This window comes from Klebsiella grimontii (assembly GCF_042137965.1).
Taxonomy (GTDB): Bacteria; Pseudomonadota; Gammaproteobacteria; order Enterobacterales; family Enterobacteriaceae; genus Klebsiella; species Klebsiella grimontii.
Genome location: NZ_CP169721.1, coordinates 3,385,905 through 3,401,068, shown reverse-complemented (window position 1 = coordinate 3,401,068; position 15,164 = coordinate 3,385,905). Strand labels below are relative to the sequence as shown.

At 55.2% G+C, this 15,164-nt stretch carries 15 protein-coding genes and 1 pseudogene; 5 read left to right on the top strand and 11 right to left on the bottom strand.

Features of this window, described 5'->3' with window-relative positions; genetic code table 11:
* Nucleotides 1–13 precede the first annotated feature (13 nt).
* The 3 genes from phoQ to ACE3MN_RS16070 all read right to left on the bottom strand — a co-directional run bounded on the left by phoQ (nucleotide 14) and on the right by ACE3MN_RS16070 (nucleotide 2,682).
* A complete protein-coding gene (gene phoQ / locus ACE3MN_RS16080) occupies nucleotides 14–1,480 on the bottom strand; it encodes a two-component system sensor histidine kinase PhoQ (RefSeq protein ID WP_024359527.1) in 1,467 nt (488 codons plus the stop codon).
* On the bottom strand, nucleotides 1,477–2,151 hold the full coding sequence (gene phoP / locus ACE3MN_RS16075; RefSeq protein WP_004101181.1) for a two-component system response regulator PhoP: 675 nt from the start codon (nucleotides 2,149–2,151) through the stop codon (nucleotides 1,477–1,479). Before phoP ends, phoQ begins: the two co-directional genes overlap by 4 nt.
* 84 nt (nucleotides 2,152–2,235) lie before the next feature.
* A complete protein-coding gene (locus ACE3MN_RS16070) occupies nucleotides 2,236–2,682 on the bottom strand; it encodes a winged helix-turn-helix transcriptional regulator (RefSeq protein WP_004138352.1) in 447 nt (148 codons plus the stop codon).
* Between the two features lie 100 nt (nucleotides 2,683–2,782).
* On the opposite strand from ACE3MN_RS16070, the gene ACE3MN_RS16065 reads away from it, so the two are divergent.
* The 3 genes from ACE3MN_RS16065 (at nucleotide 2,783) to ACE3MN_RS16055 (ending at nucleotide 5,351) form a co-directional block, all read left to right on the top strand.
* Nucleotides 2,783–4,012, top strand: coding sequence for an MFS transporter (locus ACE3MN_RS16065; RefSeq protein ID WP_064411136.1), 1,230 nt, complete (start codon nucleotides 2,783–2,785; stop codon nucleotides 4,010–4,012).
* An 87-nt stretch (nucleotides 4,013–4,099) separates the two neighbouring features.
* The gene (locus ACE3MN_RS16060) at nucleotides 4,100–4,906 is read left to right on the top strand and encodes an AraC family transcriptional regulator (RefSeq protein WP_049130909.1); all 807 of its coding nucleotides are present in this window, start codon (nucleotides 4,100–4,102) and stop codon (nucleotides 4,904–4,906) included.
* Between the two features lie 82 nt (nucleotides 4,907–4,988).
* Nucleotides 4,989–5,351 (top strand): cupin domain-containing protein, encoded by a 363-nt coding sequence (locus ACE3MN_RS16055; RefSeq protein WP_102650269.1) that lies wholly within the window; start codon nucleotides 4,989–4,991, stop codon nucleotides 5,349–5,351.
* A gap of 54 nt (nucleotides 5,352–5,405) precedes the next feature.
* On the opposite strand, the gene purB is transcribed toward ACE3MN_RS16055, so the two are convergent.
* The 5 genes from purB to rluE are packed head-to-tail and all read right to left on the bottom strand — an operon-like array spanning nucleotide 5,406 to nucleotide 9,773.
* Nucleotides 5,406–6,776: an adenylosuccinate lyase gene (purB, locus tag ACE3MN_RS16050; RefSeq protein WP_004131470.1), complete on the bottom strand. Its 1,371-nt coding sequence runs from the start codon at nucleotides 6,774–6,776 to the stop codon at nucleotides 5,406–5,408.
* Between the two features lie 3 nt (nucleotides 6,777–6,779).
* The gene (hflD, locus tag ACE3MN_RS16045; RefSeq protein WP_049130905.1) at nucleotides 6,780–7,421 is read right to left on the bottom strand and encodes a high frequency lysogenization protein HflD; all 642 of its coding nucleotides are present in this window, start codon (nucleotides 7,419–7,421) and stop codon (nucleotides 6,780–6,782) included.
* A 59-nt stretch (nucleotides 7,422–7,480) separates the two neighbouring features.
* Nucleotides 7,481–8,587, bottom strand: coding sequence for a tRNA 2-thiouridine(34) synthase MnmA (gene mnmA, locus ACE3MN_RS16040; RefSeq protein WP_004138341.1), 1,107 nt, complete (start codon nucleotides 8,585–8,587; stop codon nucleotides 7,481–7,483).
* A gap of 38 nt (nucleotides 8,588–8,625) precedes the next feature.
* On the bottom strand, nucleotides 8,626–9,102 hold the full coding sequence (locus ACE3MN_RS16035; protein WP_004138340.1) for an NUDIX hydrolase: 477 nt from the start codon (nucleotides 9,100–9,102) through the stop codon (nucleotides 8,626–8,628).
* 20 nt (nucleotides 9,103–9,122) lie between these two features.
* A complete protein-coding gene (gene rluE / locus ACE3MN_RS16030; RefSeq protein WP_004138338.1) occupies nucleotides 9,123–9,773 on the bottom strand; it encodes a 23S rRNA pseudouridine(2457) synthase RluE in 651 nt (216 codons plus the stop codon).
* 236 nt (nucleotides 9,774–10,009) lie between these two features.
* Here rluE and icd point away from each other — a divergent pair, with 236 nt between their 5' ends.
* Complete coding sequence (gene icd, locus ACE3MN_RS16025; RefSeq protein ID WP_014228876.1) at nucleotides 10,010–11,260, top strand: NADP-dependent isocitrate dehydrogenase; 1,251 nt, start codon at nucleotides 10,010–10,012, stop codon at nucleotides 11,258–11,260.
* Nucleotides 11,261–11,377: 117 nt separating this feature from the next.
* On the opposite strand, the gene ACE3MN_RS16020 is transcribed toward icd, so the two are convergent.
* Genes ACE3MN_RS16020 through ACE3MN_RS16010 form a run of 3 tightly spaced genes read right to left on the bottom strand, consistent with a single transcriptional unit; the run spans nucleotide 11,378 to nucleotide 13,362 of the window.
* Complete coding sequence (locus ACE3MN_RS16020; protein WP_014228877.1) at nucleotides 11,378–12,505, bottom strand: site-specific integrase; 1,128 nt, start codon at nucleotides 12,503–12,505, stop codon at nucleotides 11,378–11,380.
* On the bottom strand, nucleotides 12,486–12,731 hold the full coding sequence (locus tag ACE3MN_RS16015; RefSeq protein ID WP_012542206.1) for an excisionase: 246 nt from the start codon (nucleotides 12,729–12,731) through the stop codon (nucleotides 12,486–12,488). Before ACE3MN_RS16015 ends, ACE3MN_RS16020 begins: the two co-directional genes overlap by 20 nt.
* 52 nt (nucleotides 12,732–12,783) lie before the next feature.
* The gene (locus ACE3MN_RS16010; RefSeq protein WP_110184620.1) at nucleotides 12,784–13,362 is read right to left on the bottom strand and encodes a 3'-5' exonuclease; all 579 of its coding nucleotides are present in this window, start codon (nucleotides 13,360–13,362) and stop codon (nucleotides 12,784–12,786) included.
* Nucleotides 13,363–13,728: 366 nt separating this feature from the next.
* Here ACE3MN_RS16010 and ACE3MN_RS16005 point away from each other — a divergent pair.
* Nucleotides 13,729–15,108 (top strand): annotated as a pseudogene (locus ACE3MN_RS16005) (DUF1983 domain-containing protein); the annotation flags it as partial.
* Nucleotides 15,109–15,164: the final 56 nt, after the last annotated feature.

Genomic DNA, 15,164 nt, shown 5'->3' with positions numbered 1-15,164 from the left:
AAAACCGACTGTTTTAGCTCTCTTTATCTTCGAGGGTCTGACGGCCAAAAATCACTTCCATGCAGGCGCCGCCGAGAAGGCTGTCCTCGGCCAGGATACGGCCGTCGTACTGGGCAACGATATCGCGGGCAACCGAGAGGCCCACGCCCTGCCCGGGGCGCAGCGTATCGGCGCGCTGGCCGCGATCGAACACCGCGCTGCGCATCGTTGCCGGGATCCCCGGGCCATCATCTTCAACCAGAATATGCAGATGATTGTCGTTGGTCTGACGAACGGAGACTTCCACAAACTCCAGGCAATATTTGCAGGCGTTATCGAGAACGTTGCCCATGACTTCCATAAAATCGTTCTTTTCGCCGACAAAGCTAATTTCCGGCGAGATATCCAGGGTAATGTTCACGCCTTTGCGCTGATAGACTTTGTTCAGCGCCGAGGTCAGGCTGTCGAGCAGCGGAGCGATGGGGTGCAGTTCGCGGCTGAGCAGCGAACCGCCGCTGCGCATGCTGGCGCGATGCAGATAGTAGCCAATCTGCTGCGAGATGCGGCTAATCTGCTCCAGCATCACCGGTTCTGCTTCGTTGACGCTCAGCTTCTCGCCGCGCATGGAACGCAGCGTGCTCTGCATCACCGCGAGAGGGGTTTTCAGGCTGTGGGTGAGGTCGGTCAGCGTCGTGCGGTATTTATCATAGCGTTCGCGTTCGCTTTTCAGCAGGCGGTTGAGATTGCTGACCAGCCGCGTAAGCTCCCGGGTGGTGTTCGGGTTGAGCATCTCGCGGTGATGCTCCTCCAGTTCGCGCACCTCTTTGGCCAGCGATTCGATAGGGCGCAGGCTCCACCACGCCGCGACCCACAATAGCGGGATCACCAGCAGCAGGTTGGCTGCCAGGACGTAAATAAACCAGCTCCACACCATATAGGAGCGCTTCAGCTCCACCGGAATGGTGTCGACAACCACGATACTGAGCTGCGGCATGGTGCTGGTGGCCGGATAGATGTTGATCGCCACCGAGTGGGTCATCTCGGAGCCGTCGTCCTCTTCCCGGATGGCGTCCAGCTGTTGCTGAATCTCATGATTGTTGTGCTGCAGCATACTGCTGCTGTCTACGTCGGCCTCAATCTCATGAAAGCCGTTATTTTTGAGCCAGTCAGGTTGAATACGCTTGACGAGCCACGGAACATCGCGCTGCGCCCACAACAGCTGGCCGTGAGCGTCGTAAATCAGCGTTACCGTGGGGCTCTGCATATTGAGGTTATCGGGAATATCAACTTCGATGGTGTTGTTTTCCCACTTCGCCAGCATATAGAACAGGTTGCTCTCGCCGCGCAGCAGGCGGAAGGTGGTTTTATCGAAGCTAACGCTATATCCCACCAGCGCGACCATGCCATAGGAAAGCGATAGCACCAGCACCACGGCGGCCGTTGCCAGCAGAAAGCGGACGCGCAACGACAGCGGCAGAATATGCCGCAGTAGCCCTTTCATCCGCGCAGTTCGAACAGATAGCCCTGGCCGCGCACGGTGGTAATCACATCCTGCGGATACTCAGCCTGTATTTTTTTGCGCAGTCGTCCCATCAGCACATCGATAGTATGGCTTTCGCGCAGCTCGGCGTCGGGATAGAGCTGCAGCATCAGCGAATCTTTGCTGACCACTTTGCCCCGGTTGCGGATCAGGGTTTCCATAATGGTGTATTCAAATGCCGTCAGCTTGATGGGCTGGTCGTTGACCGACAGCTCGCGACGCGATAAATCCACCTGGAAAGGCGGTATGGAGATGACCTGTGACGCCAGGCCGCTGTTACGCCGCAGCAGCGCCTGCATGCGGGCCGCGACCTCTTCGATATGGAACGGCTTAGTGACGTAATCATCCGCGCCGGCGCTCAGCACCTCGACTTTATCCTGCCAGCCTTCGCGCGCAGTCAGCACCAGCACCGGCACCGACACGTCGTGGCTGCGCCAGCGACGAATCAGCGAAAGGCCGTCTTCATCCGGCAGGCCAAGGTCGACGATGGCGATGTCCGGAACATGTTCACCCAGATAGTAATCCGCTTCCTTTGCGTCTTCCGCCGCATCGACCTGATGTCCCAGCTCCTGCAGCTGAACTTTCAGGTGATGGCGCAGGAGAGCGTTATCCTCAACCACGAGTACGCGCATGCCCGTTCTCCATTTTATTTATGATTTGAATAGTTTAGCGCTTATTATACACCTTTAACATAAACAGCTGTTAAATAAAGAATTTTATTTGATTTTTTGTACCTCAGTCTCGTGAGGCGTCAGGACGAGTCCGTCTTCGGCCGCGGGCGACATCATGGGAACCGGGCGCAGCGTACGTTTATCGATCAGGACGGAATGGGGTTCGTCAGGGGCAAACAGATGCTGCTCTCCCCACTGGCGTAGCGCAACCACCACAGGGAACAAACGCTCCCCCTTTGCCGTCAGTACGTATTCCTGATAAGCCGTGCCGTCCGAGGCGGCTTGCGTCGTGAGGATACCTGAATTTACCAGTTTGTGCAGACGGTCAGAGAGAATATTACGCGCCATACCGAGGCTTCGCTGGAAATCGCTAAAGCGGCGCATACCATCGAAGGCGTCGCGCACAATCAACAAGGACCAGCGATCGCCGATAATATCCACGCTTCGGGCGACGGGGCAGGTTTCGTTTTTCATTTTTTCACGCGCAGGCATGGGCTCTCCAAACGGTCGGGTAAACTAGTTGCATTTTAAAACTCCCTGTTCTAGCCTACAACTGGTTTTATTTTGAAACTAGATTATTAAGGCTGGAATCATGAAAGCGTCAATGTTATCCCCATCGCTAATAGACCCGGAAACGGTTATGCCGCGTAGCCTGGTGTGGCTGTTTGCTCTCGCCAGCGGGTTGAGCGTGGCGAACGTTTATTACGCACAACCGCTGCTCGACGCGCTGGCGCGAGATTTTGCCATCAGTGACGCCGCGATTGGCGGGGTGATTGCGGCGACTCAGATTGGCTGCGCGATGGCGTTGCTCTTGCTGGTACCGCTGGGCGACAGAGTCAATCGCCGCCGCCTGATAGCGACGCAGGTTTTTCTGTTGATCGCTGCGCTGACGGCGGTGAGTCTGGCGTCCACCACCGTGATGCTGTTGGGCGGCATGCTTGCCGTTGGCCTGCTGGGTACCGCGATGACCCAGGGGTTGATCGCCTATGCCGCCAGCGCCGCTTCGCCCCATGAACAGGGACGCGTGGTGGGCGCCGCGCAGAGCGGAGTCTTTATCGGGCTGCTGCTGGCGCGGGTATTTTCAGGGGGCGTAAGCGATCTCTTCGGCTGGCGCGGGGTATACATCTTTGCCGCTTTACTGATGCTGGGCATTGCGCTGCCGCTGTGGCGTCGGCTGCCGGTGTTAGCGGTAGCGTCGACCCCCCTGAGCTACCCGCGCCTGTTGGCATCGATGCTGACTCTGCTGCGTCAGGAAAAAGTGCTTCAGGTGCGCGGCGTGCTGGCGTTACTGATGTTTGCCGCCTTCAATATCTTCTGGAGCGCGCTGGTTTTGCCCTTGAGCGCTCCGCCCTTCGGCTTTTCGCATACGGAGATCGGCGCCCTGGGCCTGGTGGGGGCTATCGGCGCCCTGGCGGCGGGGCGAGCCGGTAAATGGGCCGATCGCGGATACGGGCAGCGCACCAGCGCCGTGGCCCTGGTCATGTTGCTGGTGGCCTGGTGGCCATTATCGCTGATGGCATGGTCGCCAGCGGCGCTGTTGGCTGGCATTGTGCTGCTGGATCTCGGCGGTCAGGCGCTGCATGTCACTAATCAAAGCATGATTTTCCGTACCCGACCCGAAGCGCACAGCAGGCTGGTCGGTCTGTATATGCTGTTTTATGCGCTTGGCAGCGGTTTGGGGGCGGTTAGTACGACCGCGGTATATGCGCGCGCGGGATGGCAGGGCGTTTGCCTGCTGGGGGCATCGGTCAGTCTGCTGGCGCTGCTGTTCTGGTTGATGACTCGGGGCGTGATGACCAACCATAACGGTGATGAAGGGTAGCGGAGAACGAGCGGCGATGTTAATTTTTTGTGTAATATAGCGGAATAGCGGATGTCGTTTTTAATGGCGCGCGGGAGCGTAAATCACATGCCACAACAGAAACGTGCGGATTGGGTCCGCCTGGCCCAGTCGCCCGCGCATATTGAGCGTATCGAAGCCTTTTTCGGCGGCCACGGTTATGAGCCTCACCGGCATGATACTTACGCCATTGGCCAGACGCTCTCCGGCGTGCAGCGCTTTCACTATCGCGGCGGCCTCCAGCACAGCCTCCCCGGTGGGACGATGGTTTTGCACCCCGATGAGGTCCATGACGGCGAGGCAGGGACCGAGGAGGGGTTTCGCTACCGGATGGTGTACATTGAGCCCGCGCTGATTCAAAAGATCCTTGGCGGCAGGCCGTTGCCCTTTATCCCCGGGGGAATATCCAGCGATCCGCGCTTGCTGCACGCCGCGCTGCCGTTGCTGAAAGACGTCAATGCCCACTTCGCGCCTCTGGAGGAGGAGGACGCGCTGTACGATCTGGCGCAGACCCTGGCCGCCGTCGGTGGCCAGCGCTTTCGACGCCGGGCCTTCGATTACCCCGCTGCGGAAAGGGCCCGGGAGTATATCCACGCCTGTTTTGCGCAGAACATCACCCTCGACACTCTGGCGAACGTCAGCGGCAGAGACCGCTGGAGCCTGAGCCGCGATTTCAGGGCGCTGTTTGGCGCCAGCCCCTGGCGTTATGTGATGATGAGGCGCCTCGAATTTTGCCGCCAGCGGATGCTGGCAGGGGATAATCTGGCAGATATCGCAGCCCACGCGGGCTTTGCCGACCAAAGCCATATGACGCGCCAGTTCATCAGCCGCTTTGGCCTCTCTCCCGGCCGCTGGCTGAAGTTTGTCCGCCCCTGACGCGCCGCAAGTTGCACAATCGTTCAATCTCTGCGGTAGGGAGTTATCTATGCTGACAGCCTTTATCACAAGGAGTCAGCTCATGTATCAATCGATTAATATTGCGCAGAAATTCACTCTCTTTACCGAGCAATGGCAGCCGAAGGTGGTGGCCGAAATGAGTGATTATCAGTTCAAGGTGGTCAGGATCTTCGGCGACTTTATCTGGCATAGCCATCCGGAAACGGATGAAACCCTGATTGTGCTGGAGGGCGTGCTGCGTCTGGATTTTCGCGATAAGCATCTGTTGCTCCAGGCCGGCGAAATGATCGTGGTGCCTCGGGGCGTTGAGCATAAAACCTCGGCGGAAACCGAAACCAAACTTATGCTGATCGAGCCGCGCGGCGTCCTGAATACCGGGCATGAGGGCGGAGATCGGACCGCGGTGAACGACGTCTGGATTTAACGATCGCGGGGGCAGGGAAACCCTCTTCCCAGAGCGGAAAGAGGGTGGAAAGGTTTACTTCAGTTCGTCAACCATGGTGGTCGCGCGGCCGATATAGTTGGCCGGCGTCATGGCCTTCAGGCGAACTTTTTCCGCTTCCGGCAGCGCCAGGCTGTCGATGAACTGCTGCATGCCTTCGGCGTCCACGCGCTTGCCGCGGGTCAGCTCTTTCAGCTTCTCGTAAGGCTTCTCGATGCCGTAGCGGCGCATAACGGTCTGGATCGGCTCGGCCAGTACTTCCCAGTTGTGGTCCAGTTCATCCAGCAGACGGTCCTGATTCAGCTCCAGCTTGCTCACGCCTTTCAGAGTGGATTGATACGCGATCAGCGCATAGCCGATGCCGACGCCGAGGTTACGCAGGACGGTGGAGTCGGTCAGGTCGCGCTGCCAGCGGGAAACCGGCAGTTTGCTCGCCAGATGCTGCATCACCGCGTTGGCCAGACCGAGGTTGCCTTCGGAGTTCTCGAAGTCGATCGGGTTCACTTTATGCGGCATGGTGGAAGATCCGATTTCGCCGGCAATCGTTTTCTGCTTGAAATGGTTGAGCGCGATATAGCCCCAGACGTCACGATCGAAATCAATCAGGATAGTGTTAAAGCGCGCGACGCAGTCGAACAGTTCGGCGATATAGTCGTGCGGTTCAATCTGGGTGGTGTACGGGTTCCACTGGATACCCAGCGAGGTGACGAACTCTTCGCTGAACTGGTGCCAGTCGACTTCCGGGTAGGCGGCGATGTGGGCGTTATAGTTACCCACCGCGCCGTTGATTTTGCCAAGGATTTCAATCTGATTCAGCTGACGATACTGGCGCTCCATACGGTAAGCGACGTTCGCCATCTCTTTCCCCATGGTCGACGGCGTGGCCGGCTGGCCGTGAGTGCGGGAAAGCAGCGGGATATCGCGATATTGCACCGCCAGGTCTTTCACCGCGTCGATCAGCTTGCGCCAGTAGGGCAGGATCACTTCGTCGCGAGCGGTTTTCAGCATCAGCGCGTGGGACAGATTGTTGATGTCCTCGGAGGTGCAGGCAAAGTGGATAAACTCGGAGACCGCGTGCAGTTCAGCGACATCGGCGACTTTTTCCTTAAGGAAATACTCAACCGCTTTGACGTCGTGGTTGGTGGTGCGCTCGATGGTTTTGATGCGCTCTGCATCTTCTACGCTGAAATCAGCGACGATTTTATCAAGGTAACCGTTTGCGTCGGCAGCAAAAGCAGGAACTTCCTTGATCGCTGCGTGCGCGGCCAGTTTTTGCAACCAACGCACTTCTACCTGAACGCGGAATTTCAGCAAACCGAATTCGCTGAAGATACCGCGCAGCGCGCTGACTTTGTCGCCGTAGCGGCCGTCGACTGGGGAAACGGCGGTCAGTGAGGATAATTCCATAGATCACAACTCCGGGGTTAAATGAGCAAGAATTTGTTTTGCCTGGTTAACCAGACGATGACGAGAAAACATCAGCTGCAGGCGCCCGCCGCCGACCTGGTGCCAGAGCACCGCGGAGCGAATTCCGGCCAGCAGGGCAGAGCGAACCTTCGCCTGAACCTGAGGGCTTTGCAGCACGGCGGGAGAGCCGGTCACCTGAATCCGCGGGCCCAGCGGGCTAATGACATCAACATAGATGCCGGCCATCGCGCTGAGCAGCGTCTCGGATTGCAGATCGAAATGTTCAAGCTGACGGCGCAGGCCACCGATACGGTTGCCGAGTGTATCCATGGCTCCCTTGCTGGCGGCAAGCTTACGCTCCAGCACCATCAGGCTTAAAGTATAGCGGGTAAGTTCGGCGTTCAGCCCCTGGCGGCTGCTGGTATTCAGCACGCCAATAAGGGTCTCCAGCCCGAGGCGAAGATTGGCTTCGCTACCACCGAACACCGCCAGCGTTGAATCCGGATCGAGGTCGATGATGCTGTTCAGCGACGCATGCAGAGCATCGCTATCGCAGTGCCCCTGGTGCGCCAGTTCCTGAACCAGACGCGCGGCCTGGCAAACGCCGGCCAGCGCCAGCGTAATGTCATAATAATTCTTCGCCACACATTCTCCTTATAAACCGCCAAATGCCCGAGCGGCGCATTCAGCGGCTGAAATGTCTGTCAAGCCGGCAGCGGCAAGCGCTGTTCGATAATCCCGCCGCCGAGGCAGACTTCGCCGCGGTAGAAGACCGCAGACTGGCCCGGCGTCACGGCGGCAACCGGCTCATCAAAGATGACTTCAATGCGGTCGTCATCCAGCGCTTTAACGCTGCAGGGGATATCGGTCTGACGGTAGCGGGTTTTCACCGTGCAGCGCAGCGTGCCCGTAACCGGCTCGCGATCGACCCAGTGCAGCTGTTGGGCAATCAGCCCAACGGACATCAGACGCGGATGGTCGTGGCCCTGGGCGACAACCAGAATATTGTTTTCGACGTCTTTGTCGACCACGTACCACGGGTCTTCGCCGCCGTCTTTGATACCGCCGATGCCGAGGCCTTTACGCTGCCCAAGGGTGTGGTACATCAGGCCCTGATGCTCGCCAACTTCGTCGCCGTCAACGCTGATAATTTTTCCCGGCTGAGCGGGCAGGTAGCGGCCAAGGAACTCACGGAATTTGCGTTCGCCGATAAAACAGATACCGGTCGAGTCTTTTTTCTTCGCGGTAATGAGATCCAGCTCTTCGGCGATTTTACGCACCTGCGGCTTTTCCAGCTCCCCCACCGGGAACAGGCTCTGCGCGATCTGTTCGTGGCTTAGGGTATAAAGGAAGTAGCTCTGGTCTTTGTTACCGTCGAGGCCGCGCAGCAGCTGGCTCTTGCCGTTAACGTCGGCGCGGCGCACGTAGTGTCCGGTAGCGATGTAGTCGGCGCCGAGGTCTTCTGCGGCAAATTCGAGGAAAGCTTTAAATTTAATTTCTTTGTTACACAGAATATCCGGGTTCGGCGTGCGTCCGGCTTTGTATTCTTCCAGGAACAGCTCGAATACGTTGTCCCAGTATTCTGCGGCAAAATTGACGGTGTGAAGTTCAATTCCCAGCTTATCGCAAACGGCCTGCGCGTCGGCAAGATCCGCCGCTGCGGTGCAGTATTCCTCGCCGTCGTCTTCTTCCCAGTTCTTCATGAACAGGCCTTCCACCTTATACCCTTGCTGGAGCAGCAGGTAGGCGGAAACTGAGGAATCAACCCCGCCGGACATGCCGACGATCACTTTTTTCTGGCTTTCTGACATTGGAATACTCACTACATTGAACTTCGAGGCGGCGTATTCTAGCACGCGTCCTCGGTTGAGGCACCCCCTGTAAACGGCCAGTTAAATTCACCGATGAGCGACAGCGGGTAGCGCGGATCCTGCTGATAGCTGCGAATGCTCTCAGCAACCAGTTGAGAACGCAGGTTTGTCGCGTTAAGAATTTCCTCAGCGCTAAGCCACAGGCAGCGATCGATATCGCTATCATGGGGCTCGGTGGCGCACGTATCGTTAAGCTCGATAGTAAAGAGGAAGCGCAAAAATGGGGTGCGATCCGGGGCTATCCACTGATGCAGGCGAAGAAAGTGCTGCGGCGTGGCGCGAATGCCGGTCTCTTCCCAGAGCTCGCGCTCTGCGGCCTGAACCAGCGTTTCATCGGCTTCGAGGTGGCCCGCAGGCTGGTTCCACAGCACTTTTCCGTTGATCGTCTCTTCAACAACGAGGAATTTGCCTTTCGCGTGAACCACGCAGGCGACGGTGACGTGCGGTTTAAACATTGATTTTCCTTAGGCTACTGTTAATCAATTTTGCGCCATTCGCCGTTGGCCAGGCCATCCAGCGTATAGCCGCCCATCGCGTAGCGAATCAGACGTAGCGTCGGAAAGCCGACGTGGGCGGTCATCCGCCGCACCTGGCGGTTGCGTCCTTCATAGAGGGTGATTTTAAGCCAGCTGGTAGGGATGGATTTGCGCTCGCGAATGGGCGGATTTCGCGGCCATAGCCACTCTGGCTCCGCCACCCGCTCGACTCCCGCAGGCAGGGTGGGGCCGTCATTCAGCGTGACGCCGTCGCGAAGGGCGGCCAGCGCGTCCGCCGTGGGTTCGCCTTCCACCTGGACATAATAAATCTTTCCGGTGCGCTTGCCCGGCTGGGTGAGGGCCGCCTGCAGCGCGCCGTCGTTAGTCAGCACCAGCAGGCCTTCGCTATCGCGGTCCAGCCGACCGGCAGCGTAGACGCCAGCAACCGGAATAAAATCTTTAAGCGTGCTGCGTCCGGCTTCATCGGTAAATTGCGGCAATACATCATATGGTTTATTGAACAAGATCACAGTTTTTGGCTGGCGTTCTTTGCGTTGTCTGGTGACTTGTTGCGTGCTGAATCGCTCAACGCGATGTTTTCTAAAAGAAGTTTTTTGCATGGTATTTTCAGACTCAATCAATTGCCGCATTATAGCCTAATTACGAATGCCTTTCATGGACGCAAACATTCAGGTAGTATTGACATGCTCATTACAACTTATTAACAAAAAGGTTGCTCAAACCGATTCGCATTACAGGAAGGCGACACGGACGCGAAATCTCCGGTTAGCGGGATATTCCGATGACGGGAGTGGGCGAATAAAGCCAACGCCCGGCTAGCGTGAAGAGGGAAGAGCAGAACCAGAAGCGCTCGAAGGAGAGGTTAATGGAAAGCAAAGTAGTAGTTCCGGCGGAAGGTCAAAAAATCACCCTGCAAAACGGCAAGCTGAACGTCCCTAATAACCCGATTATCCCGTTCATCGAAGGCGATGGTATCGGCGTTGACGTGACTCCGGCGATGCTGAAAGTGGTTGATGCTGCCGTCGAGAAAGCCTATAAGGGCGAGCGTAAAATTTCCTGGATGGAAGTTTACACCGGTGAAAAATCGACCCAGGTTTATGGCCAGGATGTCTGGCTGCCTGCCGAAACTCTTGATCTGATTCGTGAATATCGTGTTGCTATCAAAGGCCCTCTGACCACGCCAGTCGGCGGCGGTATCCGTTCTCTGAACGTTGCCCTGCGTCAGGAACTGGACCTCTACGTTTGCCTGCGCCCGGTTCGTTATTATCAGGGTACTCCGAGCCCGGTTAAACATCCTGAACTGACCGATATGGTTATCTTCCGCGAAAACTCCGAAGACATCTACGCCGGTATCGAGTGGAAAGCCGATTCTGCCGAAGCGGATAAAGTGATCAAATTCCTGCGCGATGAAATGGGCGTGAAGAAAATTCGCTTCCCGGAACATTGCGGTATCGGCATCAAGCCGTGCTCTGAAGAAGGTACCAAACGCCTGGTTCGCGCCGCCATTGAATACGCCATCACCAACGATCGCGATTCACTAACCCTGGTGCACAAAGGCAACATCATGAAATTCACCGAAGGCGCGTTCAAAGACTGGGGCTACCAGCTGGCACGCGAAGAGTTCGGCGGTGAGCTGATTGACGGCGGCCCGTGGCTGAAGATCAAAAACCCGAACACCGGGAAAGAGATCGTCGTGAAAGACGTTATCGCCGACGCCTTCCTGCAGCAGATCCTGCTGCGTCCGGCGGAATACGATGTTATCGCCTGTATGAACCTGAACGGCGACTATATCTCTGACGCCCTGGCGGCGCAGGTTGGCGGTATCGGTATTGCCCCGGGTGCGAACATCGGCGACGAGTGCGCGCTGTTCGAAGCGACCCACGGTACTGCGCCGAAATATGCCGGCCAGGATAAAGTGAACCCGGGTTCCATCATCCTGTCCGCTGAGATGATGCTGCGCCACATGCAGTGGTTCGAAGCCGCAGACCTGATCGTCAAAGGCATGGAAGGTGCTATCGCCGCCAAGACCGTGACCTATGACTTTGAACGTCTGATGGAAGGCGCTAAACTGCTGAAATGTTCAGAGTTTGGCGACGCGATTATCGCGAACATGTAATCTGGCCCCCAGATTATGTCAGAACGGGAACCTGGTGGTTCCCGTTTTTATTATTAGTTTTCGAACGGTTATCAAAATTTTATCAAAACAAGTTATCAAAACCCCTCCCGAAAAACCTCATAAGGCCACCGTTGTCCACCCCTTCCCACGATCATCATGGTACCTATCCGTTTGTTGTTGAGTTTTATGTCCAAGTAAATCTTTCGTGTTTATACCTTGGGCTTTATATAACCGCTCGGAAAGCGATCTTTGTTCATGGAAAGTTGCCGGTGTACCTTGTCCCCAGTCAATATCTGCACTGTCTCTTGCCTTGCTGAAATTCATGGTCAGTGTTCTGGGTTTCACCTGTGCTCCTCGCTCAGCCTGTGAGGTGGTTCTAAAGAAATGAACCAAATAAGGGCTTACTGCATAATCCCGGCAACGACTGATTACATCTCGGAGGCTCCAGTTGATTGCGTTGCAACGCAGAGCTAATGGTATAGCGATTTTGCTTCCGGTTTTCTCTTGCTCAACGTGTAGATGATCGTCCCAGATGTCCGAGAATTTCATACGGGATATATCACCTAGTCGCTGTCCTGTTACTATGGCTAAAAGCATGGCGTTCCCCATGTATTTGTGATTTTCATCGGCTATATCAAAAATCTTTTGCCATTCCTCAAGAGTGAGGCGCTGGCGAGTGATCTTTCTACGAGGTTGTTTAGTTGCTAGTGCAGGGTTATAACCAGGAGGTACTTCTCCCGCATGCTGAGCTTCTTTAAAAACATCTATTAGGACAGAGCGAATGACCTGAGCCATTCTGGGTTGTCCCTCTGCTAAATATTCATCAAGAATTTGCGCAACATCTCGAACATTGACAGCGGATATTAATTTCATTCCTACCCGTTCCTTAAGCAGAGATACTGGTTTTGCTTTTTGTTTGATAGTGTTTTCTTTAATATCTCCGGACTTCAATCTTTCCTGCTGAATCTTCCAGTAACGTTCAAGCCAGGTGTTAGTTGATATTGATTTTCCTGAGCTGGTGGAAATTCTGTCAGTGATTGCCATTATCTGGCGGGTTTGTTGTTCCGCCAGTCTTTTATTTGCTTCAATAGCTATTGCCGTGGCCTCTGCTTCGTCTGTTCCTAGACTATGAAACTTACCAGTTATCGGGTGCTTATAACGCCAATATACTTTATTAACCTTTCTGCTGAAGAGCGGGTATAAATTTGGAATAGATATATTATTTTTACGTGGTCTGGCAGCCATCGTTCAAAATCCTCTGCAAAAGAACAGGGTCGCTTTTCTTTACTACAGGAGTGGTCAATGTACCGACCAACTCAGCATCCTCCCTGACGCGCCAGAATCGACCTTCTTTTTTGGCTGGGGGAGAAAACATATTCTGTTTAGCATAATTCCTGAGAGTGGAAACACTTGGAGGATTGCTTCTGTATTTCTCGTTTGCCCACTCTTCAAGGGTTAACATCTGGAGCATATGTTTTACCTCATCATGGCCCATTGCTGGGCCAGTATCTGAAAATACAAAATCAGTTTTGCATCAATTTTTGCAGCACCTGATTGCCGGCAATTATTCGCTGCCAGATCGCTGATACATAGCGGGCCTGATGAATAGCATCAGCGAGGGCATTGTGACGAGACCCTTCAAACGGGATCGTTGTTTTGGGGTCGAAGCTAATGGCTTGGCCGAGCTCTACCATTGTTCGTACGTCCCGATCGTTCCAGTATTCCCACGGATAATCTTCAGCAATGCAATCGTAAGAAGAACGCAGAATAGAGTTGTCGAATGACGCACCGTTACCCCATACCTGCGCCTTTTTGCTCCCACCAGCGACATTATCAGAAACAAATTCTCTGAACTGGAGTAATGCATCCTGCAACGGGATAGCATCATCATTTACGATCGCAGAGCGTGCTTCGGAGGACTGCTTAAGCCACCAGATAACAGTAGATGGATCGATTACGGCGCCCCAGTTCACGGAGGATTCAAGGCATACGACTTTATAGAAACTTTCTCCAATAGAGCCGGTTGCCGGGTCAAAAACAACCGCACCAATAGCGACGATAGGGGCGTTATGTTTTTTACCCATGGTTTCCAGATCAACCATAACGTGAACATAATCAATTGGCTGATCTTCCTCCTTATTATGATGACCGGATTCAATATCTACAGAATCCGTTTGATGAACAACTTCATCTGTTTTTTCTTTTTGGTTAACCTTGCCCGTAACGTCAACAAGACCTTCAATGGAAAATACTCCGTCCCCAATTTTTGAAACTTCAGGCTGCCTGGTCTTGGTAAGGTCTTCGGTTACCCACTTCGGATCCGTAGGGTCGCTAACCCCTTCAACATATTCGCCGCGCTCGGCGGCCAGAACCTGATTAGCGTCCGGACGTTGCTTTTGAGCCTCTTTTACCAGTTCGGCACCAACTGCTTTAATGTCGGAGGAGAGTGTTTCCAGTTTTGCGCTGCTACCGATGCGAAAGCTGCACAGGATGCCTCTGACGCGACGGCGAGTGCCGTGAGCGGTCTGACGGCTCGCGTAACGGATGCTGAAGGGAAAATCACCGCCCAGGCGCAGCAGCAGACGGCACTGGCCACGAAAGTGGATAATGCCAACTCCCGCGTCGATAACATGGCGAAGACGCTAAGCGACAGCCAGAGCACACAGGCCAGCCTGAATACCTCGCTTCAGTCGCAGATTGACGCGCAGGCGGCCGCCAACATCAAAAACCAGACGACGCTGGACAACACGATTAAATCGGTGGCCAGTATCACCAGTACCCAGCAGACGCATGCAACGGCACTGGAGGCGCTGGCAACGCAGCAGACGACCCTGACATCCAGTGTCGGGGATCTCAGCGCTTCCGTTCAGAACACCGCCAAAACCGTGGCGGATGTGAATGGTACGGTGAGTTCGCTGTGGTCGATGAAGGTTGAGACGGTTAACGGGAAGAATGTTGGCGCGGGGATTACGCTGGGCAGCAATGGTGAAACGAGCGACATGATCCTCTACGCTGACCGCTTCTCGCTGTTTAACCGTAATAATGCGACGGCTGTTCCGGTGATGGTTGCCGAAGGCAATGAGCTGTATATCGATACGGCACGTATCAAAAACAGTTCCCTGACCTCAACCAAAATCGCGGACGGTTCCATCACGAACGCGAAGATCGGCAACGAGATCCGCTCGAATGACTTTGTTGACGGGTCACGCGGCTGGCGTATCGCCAAGGATGGCTCTTCGCAGTTCAACAACGTGATCGTTCGCGGTGCGGTTTATGCGACTGACGGCTGGTTCCAGGGGACGGTATATGCGAACCACATCGAGGGCGACATCGGGTCATTTGCGATCAACATCGCTCAGCACCGCACGCGCAAGGTGCCGAAGGCTACATGGCAGTGGTTTGAGCTGGCCCGGTTCCGGCGGCAGAATTTCGACCAGGTGATCAATATTCGCGGTGGACTCCTCCAGACGGATAGCATCACTATCGACGGCGGCGCGAAACTCAGAGCGGGGATGTCCTACGCGCCAGGGGCTGACGGCGGACTGAATCCTGGCTATCTGTCGTATGCAATGCTTCTTCGTGGCACAGGCGCTACGTCTGGTGGCGGCAGTATGGAGCTAGGCATTGAGCTTATGTATGAAACAGGTGGAGCAACACGCCTGTTAACGGCGCAAGAGTCAATGAACGTAGACAACATGTCATTTGTCGTCCCTGCCGGTACTGGCGACGCTGTTCTGCGATATGGCTGTTACCTGGACCGTAACGGACAGATGGTATTAACCATCCTCTCAAGATTCGACGCCTTCGCCGCGCGCAATAACAACGTAATTCGCGGTTCATCAACCTGATAACAATATATGGCCCCGCAAGGGGCCTTTTCTTTTTCCAGGGAAAACCATCCAGG

Coding starts and splice junctions, on each gene's coding strand:
- ACE3MN_RS16015 (WP_012542206.1), bottom strand. CDS start 12,731: ATGCTCCAGATGTTAACCCTTGAAGAGTGGGCAAACGAGAAATACAGA.
- rluE (WP_004138338.1), bottom strand. CDS start 9,773: ATGCGGCAATTGATTGAGTCTGAAAATACCATGCAAAAAACTTCTTTT.
- ACE3MN_RS16055 (WP_102650269.1), top strand. CDS start 4,989: ATGTATCAATCGATTAATATTGCGCAGAAATTCACTCTCTTTACCGAG.
- phoP (WP_004101181.1), bottom strand. CDS start 2,151: ATGCGCGTACTCGTGGTTGAGGATAACGCTCTCCTGCGCCATCACCTG.
- ACE3MN_RS16060 (WP_049130909.1), top strand. CDS start 4,100: ATGCCACAACAGAAACGTGCGGATTGGGTCCGCCTGGCCCAGTCGCCC.
- icd (WP_014228876.1), top strand. CDS start 10,010: ATGGAAAGCAAAGTAGTAGTTCCGGCGGAAGGTCAAAAAATCACCCTG.
- ACE3MN_RS16020 (WP_014228877.1), bottom strand. CDS start 12,505: ATGGCTGCCAGACCACGTAAAAATAATATATCTATTCCAAATTTATAC.
- purB (WP_004131470.1), bottom strand. CDS start 6,776: ATGGAATTATCCTCACTGACCGCCGTTTCCCCAGTCGACGGCCGCTAC.
- mnmA (WP_004138341.1), bottom strand. CDS start 8,587: ATGTCAGAAAGCCAGAAAAAAGTGATCGTCGGCATGTCCGGCGGGGTT.
- ACE3MN_RS16065 (WP_064411136.1), top strand. CDS start 2,783: ATGAAAGCGTCAATGTTATCCCCATCGCTAATAGACCCGGAAACGGTT.
- ACE3MN_RS16035 (WP_004138340.1), bottom strand. CDS start 9,102: ATGTTTAAACCGCACGTCACCGTCGCCTGCGTGGTTCACGCGAAAGGC.
- ACE3MN_RS16070 (WP_004138352.1), bottom strand. CDS start 2,682: ATGCCTGCGCGTGAAAAAATGAAAAACGAAACCTGCCCCGTCGCCCGA.
- phoQ (WP_024359527.1), bottom strand. CDS start 1,480: ATGAAAGGGCTACTGCGGCATATTCTGCCGCTGTCGTTGCGCGTCCGC.
- ACE3MN_RS16010 (WP_110184620.1), bottom strand. CDS start 13,362: ATGGTTGATCTGGAAACCATGGGTAAAAAACATAACGCCCCTATCGTC.